This is a genomic window from Spirillospora sp. NPDC127506 (assembly GCF_040302145.1).
Taxonomy (GTDB): Bacteria; Actinomycetota; Actinomycetes; order Streptosporangiales; family Streptosporangiaceae; genus Spirillospora.
In genome coordinates this window covers 13,042-29,940 of record NZ_JBEORG010000038.1, presented here as the reverse complement: position 1 = coordinate 29,940, position 16,899 = coordinate 13,042, and the positions used below count along the sequence as shown (strand labels likewise).

Below are 16,899 nucleotides of genomic sequence, written 5' to 3'. Positions count from 1 at the left end.
TCAGCCCTTCCGGACCGGGTGGGCGAGGCCCAGCCGCTTCACGTCCGCGGCCAGGCGGGTCGCCACGTACCGGTGGCCCGCCGGGTTCGGATGGGTGCGGTCCTTCTTGATGAGCCGCGCCGCGTTGCCGGTGCCCGTCAGCCGGTCACCGGTGATCCACTGCTCGCCGATCGGGTCGACGAACGGGATGGCGAGCTGACCGGCGAGATTCTTCAGCGCGTCCCGCACGGCGATCGCCCCGGGAACCGGGGCGCCCGTCCCCCACAGCGGCCCGAGCAGCACGATGTGGGTGCCGGGCCAGCGCTGCCGGACGCGTTCCAGCAGCAGGTGCGCCGCCGCCGCGACCTGCGGCGCCGGGTAGCGCCAGTCGTTGTGGCCGCCGGACACGATCAGCATGTCGGGCGCGGGCCGCCAGCCGAGCTGGCTCTCGAACAGCCGGAGGAACGGCTCCCTCCCGCGGCCCTGCGCGACGAACCCGGTGCCCGCGCGCCCGCCGATGACGACCTGCCAGCCGAGCAGCCGCGCCGTCGCGGCCGCGTACGTCGTCTCCGGCTGGACGCCCCGGTCGCCGACGGTGTAGCTGTCGCCGAGGAACATCACCACGGACGGCGCCTTGCGGGACCCGCCGTCCCCGCCCGCGCCGCTCCCCGGGCCGTCCGCCGCGGCCGGCTTGTGCACCGAGCCCGCGAGCACGGAGCAGCCGGTGGCCGTGAGGACCGCCACCAGGCTCAGGCACAGCACCAGAGTCGCCGCGCCGCGTCGGGCGCGGCAAGATCTCATGGAAGACCACCCAAACGTTCCAGGGGATGCACCCCGCATCTTACTGATCCGCCGCCCGTGACGGGTGCGCGACGCGTTTTACGTCCCGCGCCCGTGCGCGCCGCACGGAGCCGCTGCGGGCGCGGGGCGCGAACCGCTATTTTTGGCGATCATGGTCAACGGTGCGGTCCTGGTCTCGACACTGCTGAGCCTCGCGGCCGCACCGCGGGCGGCGCGGCGCGCGACCGGACCGGGTGCGGGCCGCCGGGCGCGTCGCTGGGCACGCCCGGAGACGTTCCTGGCGCTGATCGTCGGCCTCGTGTACGTGAACCAGGTGCTCTTCACCGTGTACATACTGCGCGTCCACGGCGGGGACACATCCTTCATCGCGAAGTACCTGCCGGAGGGGTATTTCGCGCTGGCGGACGGCCGGGCCATGCGCGACCTGGCCGGGCACTTCCCGATGCCCGGACTGCACGCGCCGTCCCTCCTGCGGGTGCAGGCCCTCTTTGAACTGCCGTTCGGCCTGCTCGCCTACGTGACGGTCCTCCGCTGGCTGGATCGCGGCCTGTACCGGCGCCTGGCGACCTCATGGCTGGTGTGGGCGGCGTCGTTCTCCTACACGTTCGTCTTCTGCGCGGTCGAGTGGGACCTGCGCAACCCCTACACGGTGGACGACATCGTGATCCGGGCCTGCTCCGCCGTGCTCACTCCTCTGCTCCTCCAGTGGCTGGCCAGGCAGGAGGACGACGGCCCCGTGCGCGCCTCGTTCGCGCAGATGCTCCTCTTCGCCGTGTCCGTGTGGGCGCTGGGGCACCTCGTCCTGTTCGTCTACGACACCGCCCTGCTCTACAACCTGGGCCATGTCGGCGGACGCCTGCCGGGCGCGGTCGTGGCCCTGTGCGCTCTCGTGGGCGCGCGCGCCGCCTCGTCCCGCCTGCCGAACGGCGAAGCAGGCGCCGCGCTCTCGTCGGTCGTCAGCGGCTTGAGATGGGCGCTGCTCCTGTTCTTCGTCCCGGCGCTGGCCGTCCGCTACGGGGTCAACTTCGGCATCCCGCTCCTCGCGGCGGCGGCGGCCTTCGCCGTCCTTCTCGGCGCCGCCGCGTGCGCCCTCCGCGAGGCGCTCTTCGGCCTCGGGCGGGCCCGCCTCGCCCTGTGGGCCGCCCAGGCCCTCCTCGCCCTGCTCGCCGGAGGCGCGGCGGGTTACGCGGCACTCCGCCTGCTGACGGACGAGTACTACGAAGCGGGCCTCCTGCGGGGCCTGAGCGTCTGCTTCGCCGTCATCATCGCCGTATGCGCCGTGAGCGACCACTGGCTGGCCCGCCGCTCCGGGACCGCCGCGCAGGCATCACGGTGTGACGCTCCGGGGAGCGGGGGCGCTGAAGGGAGTGTGGGCGTCCGGCCGGTGTGAGCGGGCTCCGGCCGGACCCGTCCCTCTGCCGGGCCCGGATCCCCCGGCCGGGCCCGGCAGAGCGCTCAAGCCCGGAACGCCCCGTCAGGCCGGGTCCTCCGGCGGCCGCAGCTCGTCGGTGTAGCTGACCGGCATGCGGCGCATCACTCCCGACTCGTCGACGGAGTACTGGCCGAGGCGCCACAGCGGCGGCGAGTAGGCGTGGATCGACACGCTCGCGTCCTCCACCCCGGTGAGCCGGTGGATGTGGTCGGGGCCGAAGCAGAACGACTCGCCCTCCTTGACCACGGTGCGCACGGGGTCGCCGCCCATGCGCGGGTTGCTCTCCTCGATCGCGCCGGCGACGACGCGGACGGCGCCCGACGAGATGTCGTGGTCGTGCCATCCGGTGTCGTTGTCCGGCGTCCAGCAGAGCAGCCATACGTCGACGTGCTCGTCCCGGTGGAGGGAGGCGTAGTGGCGGCGGCCCTCGGGGAACGCGACGTGCGGGCGCCACAGCCCGGGGCGCTCGGCGAGGTCGTCGACCAGCTCCCGCAGCTCGCGCTTGTCGAGGGTGCGGCCGGGCAGGCCGGGCAGTTCCGCGGTGCGGGGCAGGACCTCGGAGGACACGGGTTCGCTCCTTTCCGTTCTGTCGTCGGGTGCGGCGGAAAACCGCTGTACGCGGCTACTGAACCGCATCAGTTAATCGCTTCAGTGAACCGCTTCAGTGGCCGGACCGTCAAGTGCGCGTCCATTGCTCTGTCGGCGGCGGCATCTAGGGTTGGGGGGATGTCGGACAAGCGCAAGCGCGCGACCATCCGGGAAGTGGCGCAGGCGACCGGGCTGTCGCCTGCGGCCGTGTCGTACGCGCTGCGCGGCATCCAGACCTCGGAGGAGACGCAGGAGCGGGTCCGCGCGGCGGCGCAGGAGCTCGGCTACGAGGCCCATCCGATCGCGCGCGCCCTGGCCAGCGGCCGCACCGACCAGGTCGGGCTGCTGTGCGGCTCCCTGGAGGACTACTGGCAGCAGTCCCTCGCGGTCGGCATCGGCCGCGCGCTGCTCGCCCGCGACCGCTACGCCCTCATCGTGGACGCGGGCGGCGACCCCGAGCGGGAGCTCGCCCTCGCCCGCCGGCTCCGCGACCAGCGGGTCGACGGCCTGATCGTCCAGCCGCTCGACCCGTCCGCCTCGTTCTGGTCGGAGCTGGCCGGCACGATCCCGGTCGTGTCCATCGGCGACGCGCTGCACGGGGGCCAGGCCCAGGGCGAGGTCGTGTTCGACAACCGGCGCGGCGTCACGCTGGCGCTGGAGCACCTGCGCGGCCTCGGGCACCAGCGCGTCACCGTGTTCACGCCGACGCGCGCGAGCACCCCCGACCGCCCCGCCGACGTCCACGTCAACGCCGAGGCCGAGCGGCTCGGCCTGCGGGTGGACGTGGTCGTCGTGCCGCAGGCCCTCGGCGAGGCCACCGACGTCGCGCTGCGGGTGCTCGGCGGCCCCGACCGCCCGTCCGCCGTCTTCTGCTTCGCCGACTCCATCGCCTACGGCGTCTACGCCGCCACGCGCGAGCTCGGGCTCGCGGTGCCCGGCGACGTCGCGGTCTGCGGGTACGACAACCATCCGATGTCGGCGCTGCTCACCCCGCCGCTCACCACCGTCGACTGGGACATCGACGGCATCGTCCACAGCGCCGTCCGGCTCGTCGTGGACGTCATCGACGGGAAGCCGCGCAAGCGCCGCGTGGTGCGCGAGCCGTCGCTCCGCGTGCGCGCGTCCACGGGCGGGCGGCCGGAGTAGGGGGCGCTAGGGATGAAGCCGGGCCAGCCGGGGCAGGAGGTCGGCCGCCGCCGCGATGTCGGTGTCGAGCGGCCGGTCCTCGACGCGCGGGTCCAGGACGGAGCCGGCGAGGTCGGCCGCCGCCCGCAGCGGCCCGCCGGACGGCGCGCGCCCCTGCATCCGCAGCGCCCGGACGGCGGCCACCAGCTCGCAGCCGAGGCCCAGCCGGTAGGCGGCGACGGCGTCGGTCGTCGCGCGCGCCGACTGCGTCGAGAAGCCCGCGTGCTCCTCGACGCCGCGCGACAGCACCGCGCTGCCGAGCGCCGCCGGGGTCGCCAGGCGGCGGACGTCCGCGAGGCACGAGTGCGCCACGTACTCCAGGATCATGATCCCGGACGACGCCTCCGTGGCGGCCTGGAACGGGTAGAGGCCGGTGAACGCCGGCTCGGCGAGCGTCCCGAGGCGCGCGGCGGCGAGCGCCATCGTCTGGAACAGCGCGGCGCGGGCCGAGTCGAGGGCGAGGCCGACGTAGGCGGTGTGGAAGTTGCCGTTGTGCCAGACCGTCCGGCCGGGGACGTCCACCAGCGGGTTCTCGGCGGCGGCGTTGATCTCGCGGGTGACGACCTCCTCGGCGTACCGGGCCGCCTCCAGCGCCGGCCCGTGCACCTGCGGGAACGCCCGGTACCCGTACGGGTCCTGGATGCGCATCGGCGCGGGCTGGTCGAAGGCGAGCAGCGCCCGCATCGCCGCCGCCGCGTCCTGCTGGCCGGGGTGCGGGCACGCGTCCTGTACCGGCTGGGCGTACGGCTCGCCCGAGGCCCGGACGGCGAAGTGCGACAGCGCCGCGACGACCGTGGACGCGCGGAGCAGCTCCCGCAGGTCGGCGACGGCGAGCGCCGCCTCCCCGAGCGTGGCGGCGTTGGAACTGATGAACGCGAGCGCGTCGGCCGAGCGCAGCCGGTACCCCGGGCCGCGCGGCGCCGCCCCGTCCGGGTCGGCGAGCCACGGCCGCTCGCCGAGCAGGCACAGCGCGGTCGACGCGAGTGCCGTGAGGTCGCCGGTGCCGATGGCCCCGTACACCGGCACCGGAGGAAGGAGGCCCAGGTTGAGAACGTCCGCGAGGGCCTGCAGCACGCCGGGCTCCACCCCCGAGCCGCCCGCCGCGATCTGGTTCAGCCGGACCGTCAGCATCGCCCGGACGATCTCCGGCGCGACCAGCGGCCCGGCCCCGGCGGCGTGGCTGCGCAGGAGGCGGAGGCCGTGCGCGTCCGCGTCCTCCCACTCCACGTCCACGACGCGGTTCGCGCCGACGCCGGTCGTCCGCCCGTACACCGGTTGCGACCCGGCGACCTCGCGGGCGACCCGCCACGCGGCGCGGGCCCGCTCGACGCCGTCCGGGCCGATGGCGACCGTCACGTCCTCGCGGGCGGCGCGGACCACCTGCGCGCAGGTGAGCGCGGTCCCGTCGATAACGATTCGGCTGTTCTCCACGCGGCGGCGCTACTTTCCCCGTTTTACCGGTAGATATCCTCAAGATCTGACGTTCCGGACAAGCCGGGACACCGAGGTGACCGTACCCATTGGTTACGGTTGTGGAGAAGGCCGAAATCGATCATCGGCGTCGCGGGCGCCCAACGAGGACGTGAATCGTTGATCACCTTTGAGGGCGTGACCAAGCGCTACCCGGGCGGCACCGTCGCGCTGGACGACGTCAGCCTCGACTGCCCCACGGGCCGCATCACCGTGTTCGTCGGCACGTCCGGCGGCGGCAAGACCACGGCGCTGCGCACCATCAACCGCATGGTCGACCCGACGTCCGGGCGGGTCCTCATCGACGGGCGGGACGTCCGCGAGCGCAAGCCCGCCGAGCTGCGCCGCGGCATCGGCTACGTCATCCAGCACGCGGGGCTGTTCCCGCACCGCACCGTCCAGGACAACATCGCCACCGTCCCGTACCTCGTCGGGTGGAACAAGAAGAAGGCGCGGGCGCGGGCGCTGGAGCTGATGGAGCGGGTCGGCCTCGACCCGTCGATGGCCAGGCGCTACCCGTTCCAGCTGTCCGGCGGCCAGCAGCAGCGCGTCGGCGTCGCGCGGGCGCTCGCCGCCGACCCGCCGATCATGCTGATGGACGAGCCGTTCAGCGCCGTCGACCCCGTCGTCCGCGCCGAACTGCAGGACGAGTTCCTCCGCCTGCAGGACGAGCTGCACAAGACGATCGTGTTCGTCACCCACGACATCGACGAGGCCATCAAGCTCGGCGACCGCATCGCGGTGTTCCAGACCGGCGGCAAGCTCGTCCAGCTCGACACCCCCGAGAACCTGCTCGCCCACCCCGCCGACCCGTTCGTCGCCGGGTTCATCGGCCAGAACCGCGGCATCCGCACCCTGTCCTTCGCGGCGACGGACGGCCTGCGGCTGAGCGGGCACGCGGTCCGGCGGGCGACCGAGGACGCCGCGGGCGCGGCCGGGCTGGAGTGGGCGCTCGTCGTCGACGATGACCGCAGGCCGCTCGGCTGGGTCCGCCCCGGCGGGGTGACGGGCCCGCTGGGGGAGGCGCGGCTCACGCCGGTCGGGCCCACCTTCCTGGTCGGAACCGATTCCGTGCGGGTGGCGCTCGACGCCGCGGTCCTCTCCCCGTCCGGTCTGGCGGTCGGCGTCGACGAGGCCGGCGCGGTCGTCGGCACGGCCGGCGGGACCGACCTGCTCGCCGTCTCCGCCCGCGGCGCCCGCGACCTGTCCGGCGGCCCCGCCGGCCCCGCGGGCGACGCGGCCGGCGGCACACCGGACGACGGGCCGGACGACTCCCGGGAGGCCGCTCCGGACGAGGCCCGCGCCGACGCCGGAGGCGGCGGCTGATGGACATCGACTGGGGCTGGATCGGCGAGCACACCGACTCGCTGGGCGAGAACGCCCTCCTGCACCTGCGGCTCGCGCTGCTGCCGGTGCTGTTCGGGCTGCTCATCTCGCTGCCGCTCGGCGTGCTGTGCCGCCGCTGGGGCTGGCTCTACCCGCCCGCGCTGACGCTCGCGAACGTGCTGTACGCCATCCCGTCGCTCGCGCTGTTCATGCTGTTCATCGACTACACCGGCCTCAACCCGGCCACGGTGATGATCCCGCTGACCCTCTACAGCCTGTCGGTGCTCGTCCCGAACGTGGTGGACGGGCTGGCGTCGGTGTCCGAACCCGTCCGGCAGGCGGCCACCGCGATGGGCTTCGGACCGCTGCGCCGGCTGCTGCAGGTCGAACTGCCGATCGCGGTGCCGATCGTCATCGCCGGGACGCGCGTCGCCGCCGTCTCGTCCATCAGCCTCGTCGCCGTCGGGCAGCTGATCGGGCAGGGCGGGCTCGGCGCCGACATCATCCGCGGCTACCAGCTGCAGTTCCAGACGCAGATCATCGCCGCGACCGTCCTGATCATCCTGCTCGCCCTGGTGACGGACGCGGTCCTGGTCCTGGTCCAGCGCCTGCTCACCCCGTGGGCCCGAGCGCGGGGGGCGTCCTCGTGAACGACGTGTGGAACCAGATCGACCTGTTCTGGTCGTGGCTGACCGCCTCGTCCCAGTGGCACGGCGCGGACGGCATCCCGCACCGGCTGCTCCAGCACCTCTACTACAGCGGCGTGTCGCTGGCGGCCGCGGCGGTGATCGGGCTGGCGCTCGGCCTCCTCATCGGGCACACCGGGCGCGGCGGCTTCCTGGCGATCACACTCGCGAACTTCGCCCGCGCGATCCCCACCTTCGGGCTCATCCTGTTCATCGTCGTGATCGAGTACAGCATCACGCCGGTGCTGGTCGCCCTGGTGGCGCTGGCCGTCCCGCCGATCCTGGTGAACACCTACGAGGGCGTCCGCGGGGTCGACGCCGACGCCAAGGACGCGGCCCGCGGCATGGGCATGACCGGCTGGGGCGTCCTGTGGCGCGCGGAGCTGCCGATGGCGCTGCCGCTGATCCTGCTGGGCCTCCGCACGTCCGCGATCCAGGTCGTCGCCACCGCGACCATCGCCGCCTACCCGGGCTTCGGCGGACTCGGCCGGTACATCATCGACGGGCTCGCCCGCAACGACTACCAGCTCGTCCTCGGCGGCACCGTGCTCGTCGTCCTGCTCGCCCTGATCGTCCAGCTCGTCTTCGCGGCGCTGCGCCGCATCGTGATCTCGCCGGGCCTGCTCGGCTCCCCCCGTTCCTCCTGACCGAAGGACTATGGACATGAAGAAACTCATCCGTGGCGCGGCAATCGGGCTCGTGGCCGCCCTGGCGCTGTCGGCCTGCGGCGGCGGGGACTCGTCCGGCGACGACAAGAACCCCCTCGCCGGCGGCGGTAACAGCGGCACGATCACCGTCGGCGGCGCCAACTTCCCCGAGAGCAACCTGCTCGCCGAGATCTACGCCCAGGTCCTGGAGGGCAAGGGCCTCAAGGTCACCCGCAAGTTCAACATCGGCGCCCGCGAGATCTACTACGACCAGGTCGTCAAGGGCGGCATCAGCGTGATGCCGGAGTACAACGGCGCGCTGCTCACCACCTCGGTCGACAAGAACAGCAAGGCCGCGAGCACCGAGGAGATCAACGCCGAGCTGAAGGCGAAGCTGCCGCCGTCGGTCGAGATCCTGAACTCGGCCGAGGCGCAGGACAAGGACTCCGTCACCGTCAACCCGCAGACGGCCGCGAAGTACGACCTGAAGTCCATCGCCGACCTGAAGCCGGTCGCGAAGGACCTCGTCATCGCCGGCCCGTCGGAGTTCAAGACCCGGCAGCAGGGCCTCGTCGGCCTGAAGGAGGTCTACGGCCTCGACTTCAAGAAGTTCCAGCCGTTCGACGCCGGCGCGCAGGCCACCCTGGTGAAGCTCCTCACCGAGAACAAGATCCAGGCCGCGGACCTGTTCACCACCGATCCGACCATCCAGGAGAACAAGCTGGTCGTCCTCGAAGACCCGGAGAACGTCTTCAGCGCCCAGAACGTGACGCCGCTCGTGCACAAGGCGTCGGTGAACGACGAGGCGAAGGCGGCCCTGAACGCCGTCTCCGCCAAGCTCACCACACAGGACCTCCTGGACATGATGAAGCGCATCGCCATCGACAAGGACGACCAGGAGAAGGTCGCCGAAGACTGGCTCAAGAAGTCCGGTCTGGCCTAGCAGGGAAGGCCGCCCGGCGGCCGGGCCTCCTCAGCGGGGGCCCGGCCGTCCGCGTCTCAGCGGGTCCCGAGTTTCAGGTGGGCGATGACGGGGTCGTGGTCGGACGGGTAGACCTCGCCGTCCCGGTAGGGGTCGATCTCGGCCCAGACGGTGCGGACGGCGCCGCGGGCGAGGATCCAGTCGATCCGCTTGCCGTCGCGTTCCGGCGGGAGCCAGTGGTTCTCCGTGCGGTACTGCGGGCCGCGCCGGGCGGCGGTCGTCCACGTGTCGCGGAACCCGTCGGCGCCGGTGAGGATCGAGTACACCGGGGAGGCGCCCGCCGCGGAATTGAAATCGCCGGTGAGGACGACGGGCACGCCCGCCTGGAATTCGCGGACGCGGTCGAGGATCAGCCGGGCGCTTTTCACCCGCGAGTCCGCCGACATGTTGTCGAGATGGGTGTTCGCCTGGTAGAGCACCCGGCCGGTGCGCCGGTCGCGGAACTTGCCCCACGTCACCATCCGGACGTAGCCGTTCCCCCAGGTGGCCGAGCCGATGACGGACGGGGTGTCGGAGAGCCAGAAGTGGTCGAAGTCCAGGACCTCGAACCGCTGCTTCCGGTAGAAGATCGACAGGAACTGGTCGCGGGTGCCGCCCTGCGTCCCCAGGCCGATCCAGCCGTAGTCGGGCAGCGCCCGCGCCAGGTCGCGGACCTGGTACCAGCGCGCCTCCTGCACGCCCAGCAGGTCGGGGTCGTGCTCGTCCAGCAGGTGCTCGACGAGCGGCAGCCGGGTCTTCCAGTCCCTGGGCGGGGGGTCGTTCACGCCCCGCAGGTTGTACGTCATGACGCGGACCGTGCCGTCGTCGTCCGCCCGCGGTTCGGCGAGCACGAACCCGGAGACGAGGAGCGCCACGCCGGCGGCGAGAGCCGGCCAGAACCAGCGACGACGTAGGACGCGTCCGAGCATCTTCCCCCTCCCGCCGCATTAAGAATATATCTTCTTTATCAACTTGTCTATTTTCAATATTCCATCGCTCAATAATCCGGAAGGCGGCAAGAATTCCGGCAATGGCCGTTATCGCCTTCCGTTGAAAGAAGTGGTAGCCCCGATGACCGGCCTCGTGGCCGTCCGCGCGGCCGGGGGAAACGAGCGCTCCGGCTCGATGCCGGCCTGCCGCGCTCGGCGCGGACGGCCCCGCGTGCGGAACCTGCGGCAGGCCGGTGGTCCCGTTGATTCAGCGGGCGGGCGGGTGATCCGCGACGTCCACGGCAAGGTCACCGGAGGCGCCGGCTCCACGCGGCACCCAGAACGACGACTTCCCCTCGCCCCGAGGTGGCGCGACCATCCCGACTCCCCTTTTGGGTTGATCTTGCGCTGTCTACGCTGTGAGTGACCGTGGCGCGGGTGAGGAGACGGGTTGCGCGCGATAGCCGAGCATCACTCTGTGAAGCTGCACCATTTCGTGAAGGCGCGCAGGTTCGGCGACACGAGCGTGGTCACTTACAAGGTGTCGACGATAGAACTCCGACGGCCCGGCCAGGGAAGCAGCGTCACGGAAGTGCGCTGCGGCGCATGCGGCGATGTGGTCGGGCTGCGGGTTCATTCCGTCCGGCGCACCAAGAGGGCACGGCGCCGCCGGCTGGGCATGGTCGCGCTGGCACTGCTGGCCGTTGCTGCGGGGGCGTTCAGCGGGTGGTGCACACCCAGGTGATCGAGCGGCCGCCGCCCGCGTTCGATATCGCGTTCCGCTTGGCGGCGGACTTCGTGGACCCGCGGCCGCCCCAGTACCTGTTGGTCTTGGAGTTGTAGGCGACCGCGCCGCACCCGTTGACGAACGTGGTGAGGACCTTGCAGCCGGAGCCGCACTCCTTCAGCGCCCGCCGCTTGGCGGCGGCCGGGGTGTCGTAGTCCCACGCCTTGCCGATGGCGCCCCTCGGGCTCACGGCGATGGCCCCGTAGTTCATCGGAGGCGGCGAGTACGTGGGCTCCGGGGTGGACGGCTCCGGGGTCGGCAGCGACGGCGGGCTGTAGGTGGGCGGGCTGTAGGTGGGGGTCGGGAAGTCGGAGATCGTGGGCGTCGCGGCCAGCGGCTTGATCTCCGGGTCGTCGGAGTCGCCCCCCGCGAACACGTAGACCCCGCCGCCGATCAGCACCAGGAAGGCGACGACGGCGACGATGACGATGACCGGTCCGTTGCCGCCCTTCGGCCGCTGCGGGCCGGACGGCCCCCATCCCGGCGGGCCCGGCGGCGGCGACCCCCAGCCGGGAGGGCCGGACGGGCCGCCCGGAGGGCCGTAGGCGGGTGGACGGCCGCCATGCGGCGGTTGTGGAGGTTGCACTGGACCGCTCCCCGAACTGTGCTGATATCCGGAGATCATAGCGATTCCCCGGTACGTCATCTGTTCGGCGGAACGCGCTGGACTTCCCGCCGGCGATCACGCCGTTCGGACACGCGGAACGGAATCCGGTCGGCCGAGGCTGCCGACCTGGGTCTTTCCCGCCGTCCACGGAGGCCGGGGCGGCGCCGCCGCCGGGAGGCGGCCGGTGCGGGTTGGCCCAGCCCGGTCAGGGCGCCGGCGGGGAGCCGGCCGGCGGGCGGCCGGTCAGCCGGGCGGTCAGGGACGCCGCCGAGGCGCGGACGCGGGCCGCCAGCGAGGGCCAGGTCTCCGGCGGGTGGTCCCCGCGGCGGAACGTGACGGTGATCGCGGCCGTGGGGTGGCCGGTGTGGTCGAAGGCGCAGGCGGCGATGCTGGCGAAGCCCTCGGTGACGTGCCCGTCCTCCACGGACCAGCCCCGGCGGGCGTCGTCGGCGAGGGTGCGGCGCAGCTCGCGCAGGGACGCGGGGCCCCTGCCCGTGCGGTTCACGAAGCGGCCGGGGAACAGGGCGCGCACCTGGGCGGGCGGCAGGTGCGCGAGGAGGGAGCGGCCGCTCGCGGTCAGGTGCGCGGGCATGCGGACGCCGACGTCGGTCACCAGGGTCGCGTGCCGGGGCGGCTGCTCCTTGAGGAGGTAGAGGGTCTCGGCGCCGTGCAGGACGCCCAGCTGGGCGATCTCCCCCACCTGGTCGACCAGGCGGCGGAGGAGGGGGCGGGCCAGCCGCTCCAGCGGTTCGTGGCGCAGGTAGGCGGAGCCGATCTCGAAGGCCGCGACGCCCAGGCCCCAGCGGCGCTCCTCCGGGACGTAGGAGACGAAGCCGTCCTCCGACATCGCGGTGAGCAGGTGGTACGTGCTGGAGCGGGGGAGTCCCAGCGCGCGGGCGATGGACGACGCGGGGAGCGGGCCGGGCGCGGCGGCGAGGAGGCGCAGCACCGCCAGCGCGCGGCGGGCGGCGGGTACCTGGGGCATGGCCGCATTGTCTCGTATCTGAGACAGATGACGGTCTTCCGGGGTGGGACGGGCGCCGGCGAGCGGCTCCAATGGTGGGTATGGGTGTTCCTATGGTTGAGGTCGGGCCCGAGGCGCTGACGTTCGCGCAGGTCGTCGCCGTCGCGCGGGACGGCGCCCGGGTCGCGCTGACCGACGGGGCGCTGAAGCTGATCGGCGAGGCGCGGGCCCACATCGAGGAGCTGTCGGCCCGCCCGACGCCCGTCTACGGGGTGTCCACCGGTTTCGGGGCGCTCGCCACGCGGCACATCGCTCCGGAACTGCGCGACCAGCTGCAGCTCAACATCGTCCGGTCGCACGCCGCGGGCTCCGGGCCCGAGGTCGAGCGCGAGGTCGTCCGGGCGCTGATGCTGCTGAGGCTGCGGACGCTGGCCACCGGCCGGACGGGGGTCCAGCCGGCGACGGCGCGCACCCTCGCCGAACTGCTCAACGCGGGCATCACCCCGCAGGTCTTCGAGTACGGCAGCCTCGGGTGCTCCGGGGATCTCGCGCCGCTCGCCCATGTCGCGCTCGCGCTCATCGGCGAAGGGTCCGTCCGGGACGCGGACGGCGTCCTGAGACCGGCGGCGGAGGCGCTCGCCGCGGCCGGGATCGCGCCGGTCAGGCTCGCGGCCAAGGAGGGGCTGGCCCTCCTGAACGGGACGGACGGCATGCTCGGCATGCTCGTCATGGCCATCGAGGACCTGCGGAGGCTGCTCACCGCGGCCGACGTCGCCGCCGCCATGACCGTCGAGGCCCTGCTCGGGACGGACCGCGTGTTCGCCGCCGACCTGCAGGCGCTCCGGCCCCATCCCGGGCAGGCCGCCAGCGCCGCCAACCTGCGCGCGCTGCTCGCCGCGTCCGAGATCATGGAGTCGCACCGCGGGCCCGACTGCACCCGCGTCCAGGACGCCTACTCGCTGCGCTGCGCGCCGCAGGTGAACGGCGCGGCGCGCGACACGCTCGCGCACGCCGAGCTGGTCGCGGGCAGGGAGATGGCGTCCGCCATCGACAACCCCGTGGTGCTCCCGGACGGGCGGGTCGAGTCGAACGGGAACTTCCACGGGGCGCCCATCGCGTACGTGCTCGACTTCCTCGCCGTGCCGGTCGCCGACGTCGCGTCCATGTCCGAGCGGCGCACCGACCGGATGCTCGACCGGGGGCGCTCCTCCGGGCTGCCCGCCTTCCTCGCCGACGACCCCGGCGTCGACTCCGGGCACATGATCGCCCAGTACACCCAGGCCGGGATCGTGTCGGAGCTGAAGCGGCTCGCGGCCCCGGCGAGCGCCGACTCGATCCCGAGCTCGGCCATGCAGGAGGACCACGTCTCGATGGGCTGGACCGCGGCCCGCAAGCTGCGCCGGGCGGTGGACGGGCTGGCCCAGGTGATCGCCGTCGAGATCCTCACCGCCGCGCGGGCCCTGGACCTGCGCACCCCGCTGCGCCCCGGCCCGGCCACCGGCGCCGTCGTCGCGAAGCTGCGCGAGGCCGTCCCGCCGCCCGGCCCGGACCGCTACCTCGCCCCCGAGATCGCCGCCGCCACCGCGCTGGTGCGGGACGGCTCCCTGATCGCCGCCGCCGAAGCCGTCACCGGCCCCCTTTCGTAAGGAGCCCGACATGTCCGGACCTCGTCCTGTCCGCGCGCCGCGCGGCACCGCGCTGACCGCCGCCAAGGGCTGGCCGCAGGAGGCCGCCCTCCGCATGATCCAGAACAACCTCGATCCCGAGGTCGCCGAGCACCCCGACGAGCTGGTCGTCTACGGGGGCTCCGGGAAGGCGGCCCGGAACTGGGACGCCTTCGACGGCATCGTCCGGTCGCTCGCCGATCTGGAGGGGGACGAGACGCTGCTCGTCCAGTCCGGCAAGCCGGTCGGGATCTTCCGCACGCACGAGTGGGCGCCCCGCGTGCTGATCGCCAACTCCAACCTCGTCCCGCAGTGGGCGACCTGGGAGGAGTTCCGCCGGCTGGAGTCGCTCGGCCTGACGATGTTCGGGCAGATGACCGCCGGGTCGTGGATCTACATCGGGACGCAGGGCATCCTGCAGGGCACCTACGAGACGTTCGCGGCGGTCGCCGCGAAGCGGTTCGGCGGCAGCCTCGCCGGTACGATCACGCTGACCGCCGGCCTCGGCGGGATGGGCGGCGCGCAGCCGCTCGCCGTGACGATGAACGGCGGCGTCGCGATCTGCGTCGAGTGCGACCCGTCCCGCATCGAGCGGCGCGTCGAGCACCGCTACTGCGACGTGAAGGCGGGCTCCCTGGACGAGGCGCTGCGGCTCGCCGAGGAGGCGAAGGCCGAGCGGCGCCCGCTGTCGATCGCCGTGCTCGGCAACGCCGCCGACATCGTCCCCGAGCTGCTGCGCCGCGGCGCGCCGATCGACGTCGTCACCGACCAGACCAGCGCCCACGACCCGCTGATGTACCTGCCGCGCGGCATCGCGTTCGAGGACATGGCCGCCGAGCGCGACAAGGACCGCGACGGCTTCATCGCCAAGGCCCGCGCCTCGATGGCCGCGCACGTCGAGGCGATGGTCGGGTTCCAGGACGCCGGAGCCGAGGTCTTCGACTACGGGAACTCCATCCGCGGTGAGGCGCAGCTCGCCGGCTACGCGCGCGCGTTCGAGTTCCCCGGGTTCGTGCCCGCCTACATCCGGCCGCTGTTCTGCGAAGGCAAGGGCCCGTTCCGCTGGGCGGCGCTGTCCGGCGACCCGAAGGACATCGCCCGCACCGACAAGGCGATCCTCGACCTGTTCCCCGACAACGAGCCGCTGACCCGCTGGATCAGGATGGCGGGGGAGAAGGTGCACTTCCAGGGCCTGCCGTCGCGGATCTGCTGGCTCGGCTACGGCGAGCGCGACCGGGCCGGCGAGGCGTTCAACGAGCTGGTCGCGCGCGGCGAGATCAGCGCGCCGATCGTGCTCGGCCGCGACCACCTCGACTGCGGCTCGGTCGCCAGCCCGTACCGGGAGACCGAGGGCATGAAGGACGGCTCGGACGCGATCGCCGACTGGCCGCTGCTGAACGCCATGCTCAACACCGCGTCCGGCGCGACCTGGGTGTCCGTCCACCACGGCGGCGGCGTCGGCATCGGCCGGTCCATCCACGCGGGCCAGGTCTGCGTCGCGGACGGGACGGCGCTCGCCGGCGAGAAGCTCCGGCGCGTCCTCACCAACGACCCCGGCACCGGCGTCATGCGGCACGTCGACGCGGGCTACGACCGCGCCGCCGAGGTCGCCGCCGAGCGCGGCGTCCGGATCCCGATGCGTTGACCGGCTCAGGAGGAGGGGCATGGGCTTCGAGGAGATGTGGGCGGCGCTGCTGCCCATCGGGCGGGACGAGGCGACCGGGGGCTACCACCGGTTCGCCTGGACGCCGCCCGAGCTGGAGTGCCGTGCCTGGTTCCTGGACGAGGCGCGCCGCCGCGGCCTCGCCGTGGAGCACGACGCCAACGGCAACATGTTCGCCTGGTGGCTCCCGGAGGACGGGACGAGGGACGGCGCGGTCCTGACCGGCAGCCACCTCGACTCCGTCCCCGGCGGGGGAGCGTTCGACGGGCCGCTCGGCATCGTGTCCGCGTTCGCGGCGGTCGACGCGCTCCGGGAGCGCGGCTCCGCGCCCGCGCGGCCGATCGGGATCGCCGCGTTCGCCGAAGAGGAGGGCGCCCGGTTCGGCGTCGCCTGCCTGGGGTCGCGCCTCCTCACCGGGGCGATCGACCCGGCGCGGGCGCGCGCGCTGACCGACGGCGGCGGCCGCACGTTCGCCGAGGTCATGCACAAGGCCGGGCTCGACCCGGAGGCGATCGGCCCGGACGACGGCCTCCTCGGCCGCATCGCCTGCTTCGTGGAGCTCCACGTCGAACAGGGGAGGGCCCTGGACCGGCCGGTCGGGGTCGCGAGTTCGATCGTCCCGCACGGCCGGTGGCGGTTCGGGTTCACCGGCGAGGGCAACCACGCGGGGACCACCGCCCTCGCCGACCGCCGCGACCCGATGCTGCCGTTCGCCCGGATGGTCATCGCCGCCCGCGAGGCCGCCGAGCGCAACGGCACGGTCGCGACCGTCGGGAAGGCCGACGTCGTGCCGGGCGGGGTGAACGCGATCGCCTCGTCCGTCACCGCCTGGCTGGACGCCCGCGGCCCCGCCGACGACGCCGTCCGCCGCACCGTGCGGGAGACCGGCGAGGCCGCCCGCGCCGCCGCGCGCCCGCACCGGGTGAGCGTCGACATCGCCGAGGAGTCCTACACCGAGATCGTCGAGTTCAACCTCGCCCTGCGCGACCGGGTCGCCGCGGTGCTGGGCGGCGCGCCCGTGCTGCCGACGGGGGCGGGCCACGACGCGGGCGTCCTGTCCGCCCGGCTCCCTGCCGCGATGCTGTTCGTCCGGAACCCGACCGGGGTGTCGCACGCGCCCGCCGAGTCCGCCGAGCCCGCGGACTGCCTCGCCGGCGTGGAGGCCCTCACCGCGGTACTGGACGACCTGGCGCGCGGGTAGGGATTCCGG

General features: G+C 73.3%; 16 protein-coding genes. 10 read left to right on the top strand and 6 right to left on the bottom strand.

Annotated features, from left to right (window positions below; genetic code table 11):
- On the bottom strand, positions 1-780 hold the full coding sequence (locus tag ABTW95_RS28590; protein WP_500227887.1) for an SGNH/GDSL hydrolase family protein: 780 nt from the start codon (positions 778-780) through the stop codon (positions 1-3).
- A 151-nt stretch (positions 781-931) separates the two neighbouring features.
- Between ABTW95_RS28590 and ABTW95_RS28585 the strand changes: the two genes are divergently transcribed.
- Positions 932-2,170 (top strand): hypothetical protein, encoded by a 1,239-nt coding sequence (locus tag ABTW95_RS28585; protein WP_500227886.1) that lies wholly within the window; start codon positions 932-934, stop codon positions 2,168-2,170.
- An 84-nt stretch (positions 2,171-2,254) separates the two neighbouring features.
- On the opposite strand, the gene ABTW95_RS28580 is transcribed toward ABTW95_RS28585, so the two are convergent.
- Complete coding sequence (locus ABTW95_RS28580; RefSeq protein ID WP_500227885.1) at positions 2,255-2,779, bottom strand: cysteine dioxygenase; 525 nt, start codon at positions 2,777-2,779, stop codon at positions 2,255-2,257.
- Between the two features lie 159 nt (positions 2,780-2,938).
- On the opposite strand from ABTW95_RS28580, the gene ABTW95_RS28575 reads away from it, so the two are divergent.
- Positions 2,939-3,946, top strand: a complete 1,008-nt coding sequence (locus tag ABTW95_RS28575; RefSeq protein WP_500227884.1) for a LacI family DNA-binding transcriptional regulator — start codon at positions 2,939-2,941, stop codon at positions 3,944-3,946.
- Positions 3,947-3,952: 6 nt separating this feature from the next.
- On the opposite strand, the gene ABTW95_RS28570 is transcribed toward ABTW95_RS28575, so the two are convergent.
- A complete protein-coding gene (locus ABTW95_RS28570) occupies positions 3,953-5,416 on the bottom strand; it encodes an aromatic amino acid ammonia-lyase (protein WP_500227883.1) in 1,464 nt (487 codons plus the stop codon).
- 159 nt (positions 5,417-5,575) lie between these two features.
- On the opposite strand from ABTW95_RS28570, the gene ABTW95_RS28565 reads away from it, so the two are divergent.
- From ABTW95_RS28565 to ABTW95_RS28550, 4 genes are read left to right on the top strand one after another with little or no spacing between them, the layout of a single operon-like run.
- The gene (locus ABTW95_RS28565) at positions 5,576-6,781 is read left to right on the top strand and encodes an ABC transporter ATP-binding protein (protein ID WP_500227882.1); all 1,206 of its coding nucleotides are present in this window, start codon (positions 5,576-5,578) and stop codon (positions 6,779-6,781) included.
- Positions 6,781-7,431 carry an ABC transporter permease gene (locus ABTW95_RS28560; RefSeq protein ID WP_396447361.1) on the top strand — a complete coding sequence of 217 codons (651 nt, stop codon included), beginning with the start codon at positions 6,781-6,783 and terminating at the stop codon, positions 7,429-7,431. The genes ABTW95_RS28565 and ABTW95_RS28560 overlap by 1 nt, the downstream gene beginning before the upstream one ends.
- Entirely contained in the window at positions 7,428-8,114 is a 687-nt protein-coding gene (locus ABTW95_RS28555; protein ID WP_396447362.1) for an ABC transporter permease, read from the top strand. The genes ABTW95_RS28560 and ABTW95_RS28555 overlap by 4 nt, the downstream gene beginning before the upstream one ends.
- A 16-nt stretch (positions 8,115-8,130) precedes the next feature.
- Positions 8,131-9,057, top strand: a complete 927-nt coding sequence (locus ABTW95_RS28550) for an ABC transporter substrate-binding protein (RefSeq protein ID WP_500227881.1) — start codon at positions 8,131-8,133, stop codon at positions 9,055-9,057.
- Between the two features lie 56 nt (positions 9,058-9,113).
- Here the strand turns inward: ABTW95_RS28550 and ABTW95_RS28545 are convergent, their stop codons facing one another.
- Positions 9,114-10,004 carry an endonuclease/exonuclease/phosphatase family protein gene (locus ABTW95_RS28545; protein WP_500227880.1) on the bottom strand — a complete coding sequence of 297 codons (891 nt, stop codon included), beginning with the start codon at positions 10,002-10,004 and terminating at the stop codon, positions 9,114-9,116.
- 478 nt (positions 10,005-10,482) lie between these two features.
- On the opposite strand from ABTW95_RS28545, the gene ABTW95_RS28540 reads away from it, so the two are divergent.
- Positions 10,483-10,749, top strand: a complete 267-nt coding sequence (locus ABTW95_RS28540; RefSeq protein WP_500227879.1) for a hypothetical protein — start codon at positions 10,483-10,485, stop codon at positions 10,747-10,749.
- Here ABTW95_RS28540 and ABTW95_RS28535 read toward each other — a convergent pair.
- Together ABTW95_RS28535 and ABTW95_RS28530 are read right to left on the bottom strand one after the other, a co-directional pair.
- A complete protein-coding gene (locus ABTW95_RS28535) occupies positions 10,724-11,377 on the bottom strand; it encodes a DUF4189 domain-containing protein (protein WP_500227878.1) in 654 nt (217 codons plus the stop codon). The two genes, ABTW95_RS28540 and ABTW95_RS28535, sit on opposite strands and share 26 nt — an antisense overlap.
- Before the next feature lie 226 nt (positions 11,378-11,603).
- Positions 11,604-12,383, bottom strand: a complete 780-nt coding sequence (locus ABTW95_RS28530) for an IclR family transcriptional regulator (RefSeq protein WP_396447366.1) — start codon at positions 12,381-12,383, stop codon at positions 11,604-11,606.
- 80 nt (positions 12,384-12,463) lie between these two features.
- Here ABTW95_RS28530 and hutH point away from each other — a divergent pair, with 80 nt between their 5' ends.
- From hutH to ABTW95_RS28515, 3 genes are read left to right on the top strand one after another with little or no spacing between them, the layout of a single operon-like run.
- Positions 12,464-14,008, top strand: a complete 1,545-nt coding sequence (gene hutH, locus ABTW95_RS28525) for a histidine ammonia-lyase (RefSeq protein WP_396447367.1) — start codon at positions 12,464-12,466, stop codon at positions 14,006-14,008.
- 10 nt (positions 14,009-14,018) lie between these two features.
- On the top strand, positions 14,019-15,671 hold the full coding sequence (gene hutU, locus ABTW95_RS28520) for a urocanate hydratase (RefSeq protein WP_396447368.1): 1,653 nt from the start codon (positions 14,019-14,021) through the stop codon (positions 15,669-15,671).
- Between the two features lie 19 nt (positions 15,672-15,690).
- Positions 15,691-16,890 carry an allantoate amidohydrolase gene (locus ABTW95_RS28515; protein ID WP_396447370.1) on the top strand — a complete coding sequence of 400 codons (1,200 nt, stop codon included), beginning with the start codon at positions 15,691-15,693 and terminating at the stop codon, positions 16,888-16,890.
- The last annotated feature ends 9 nt before the right edge of the window (positions 16,891-16,899 follow it).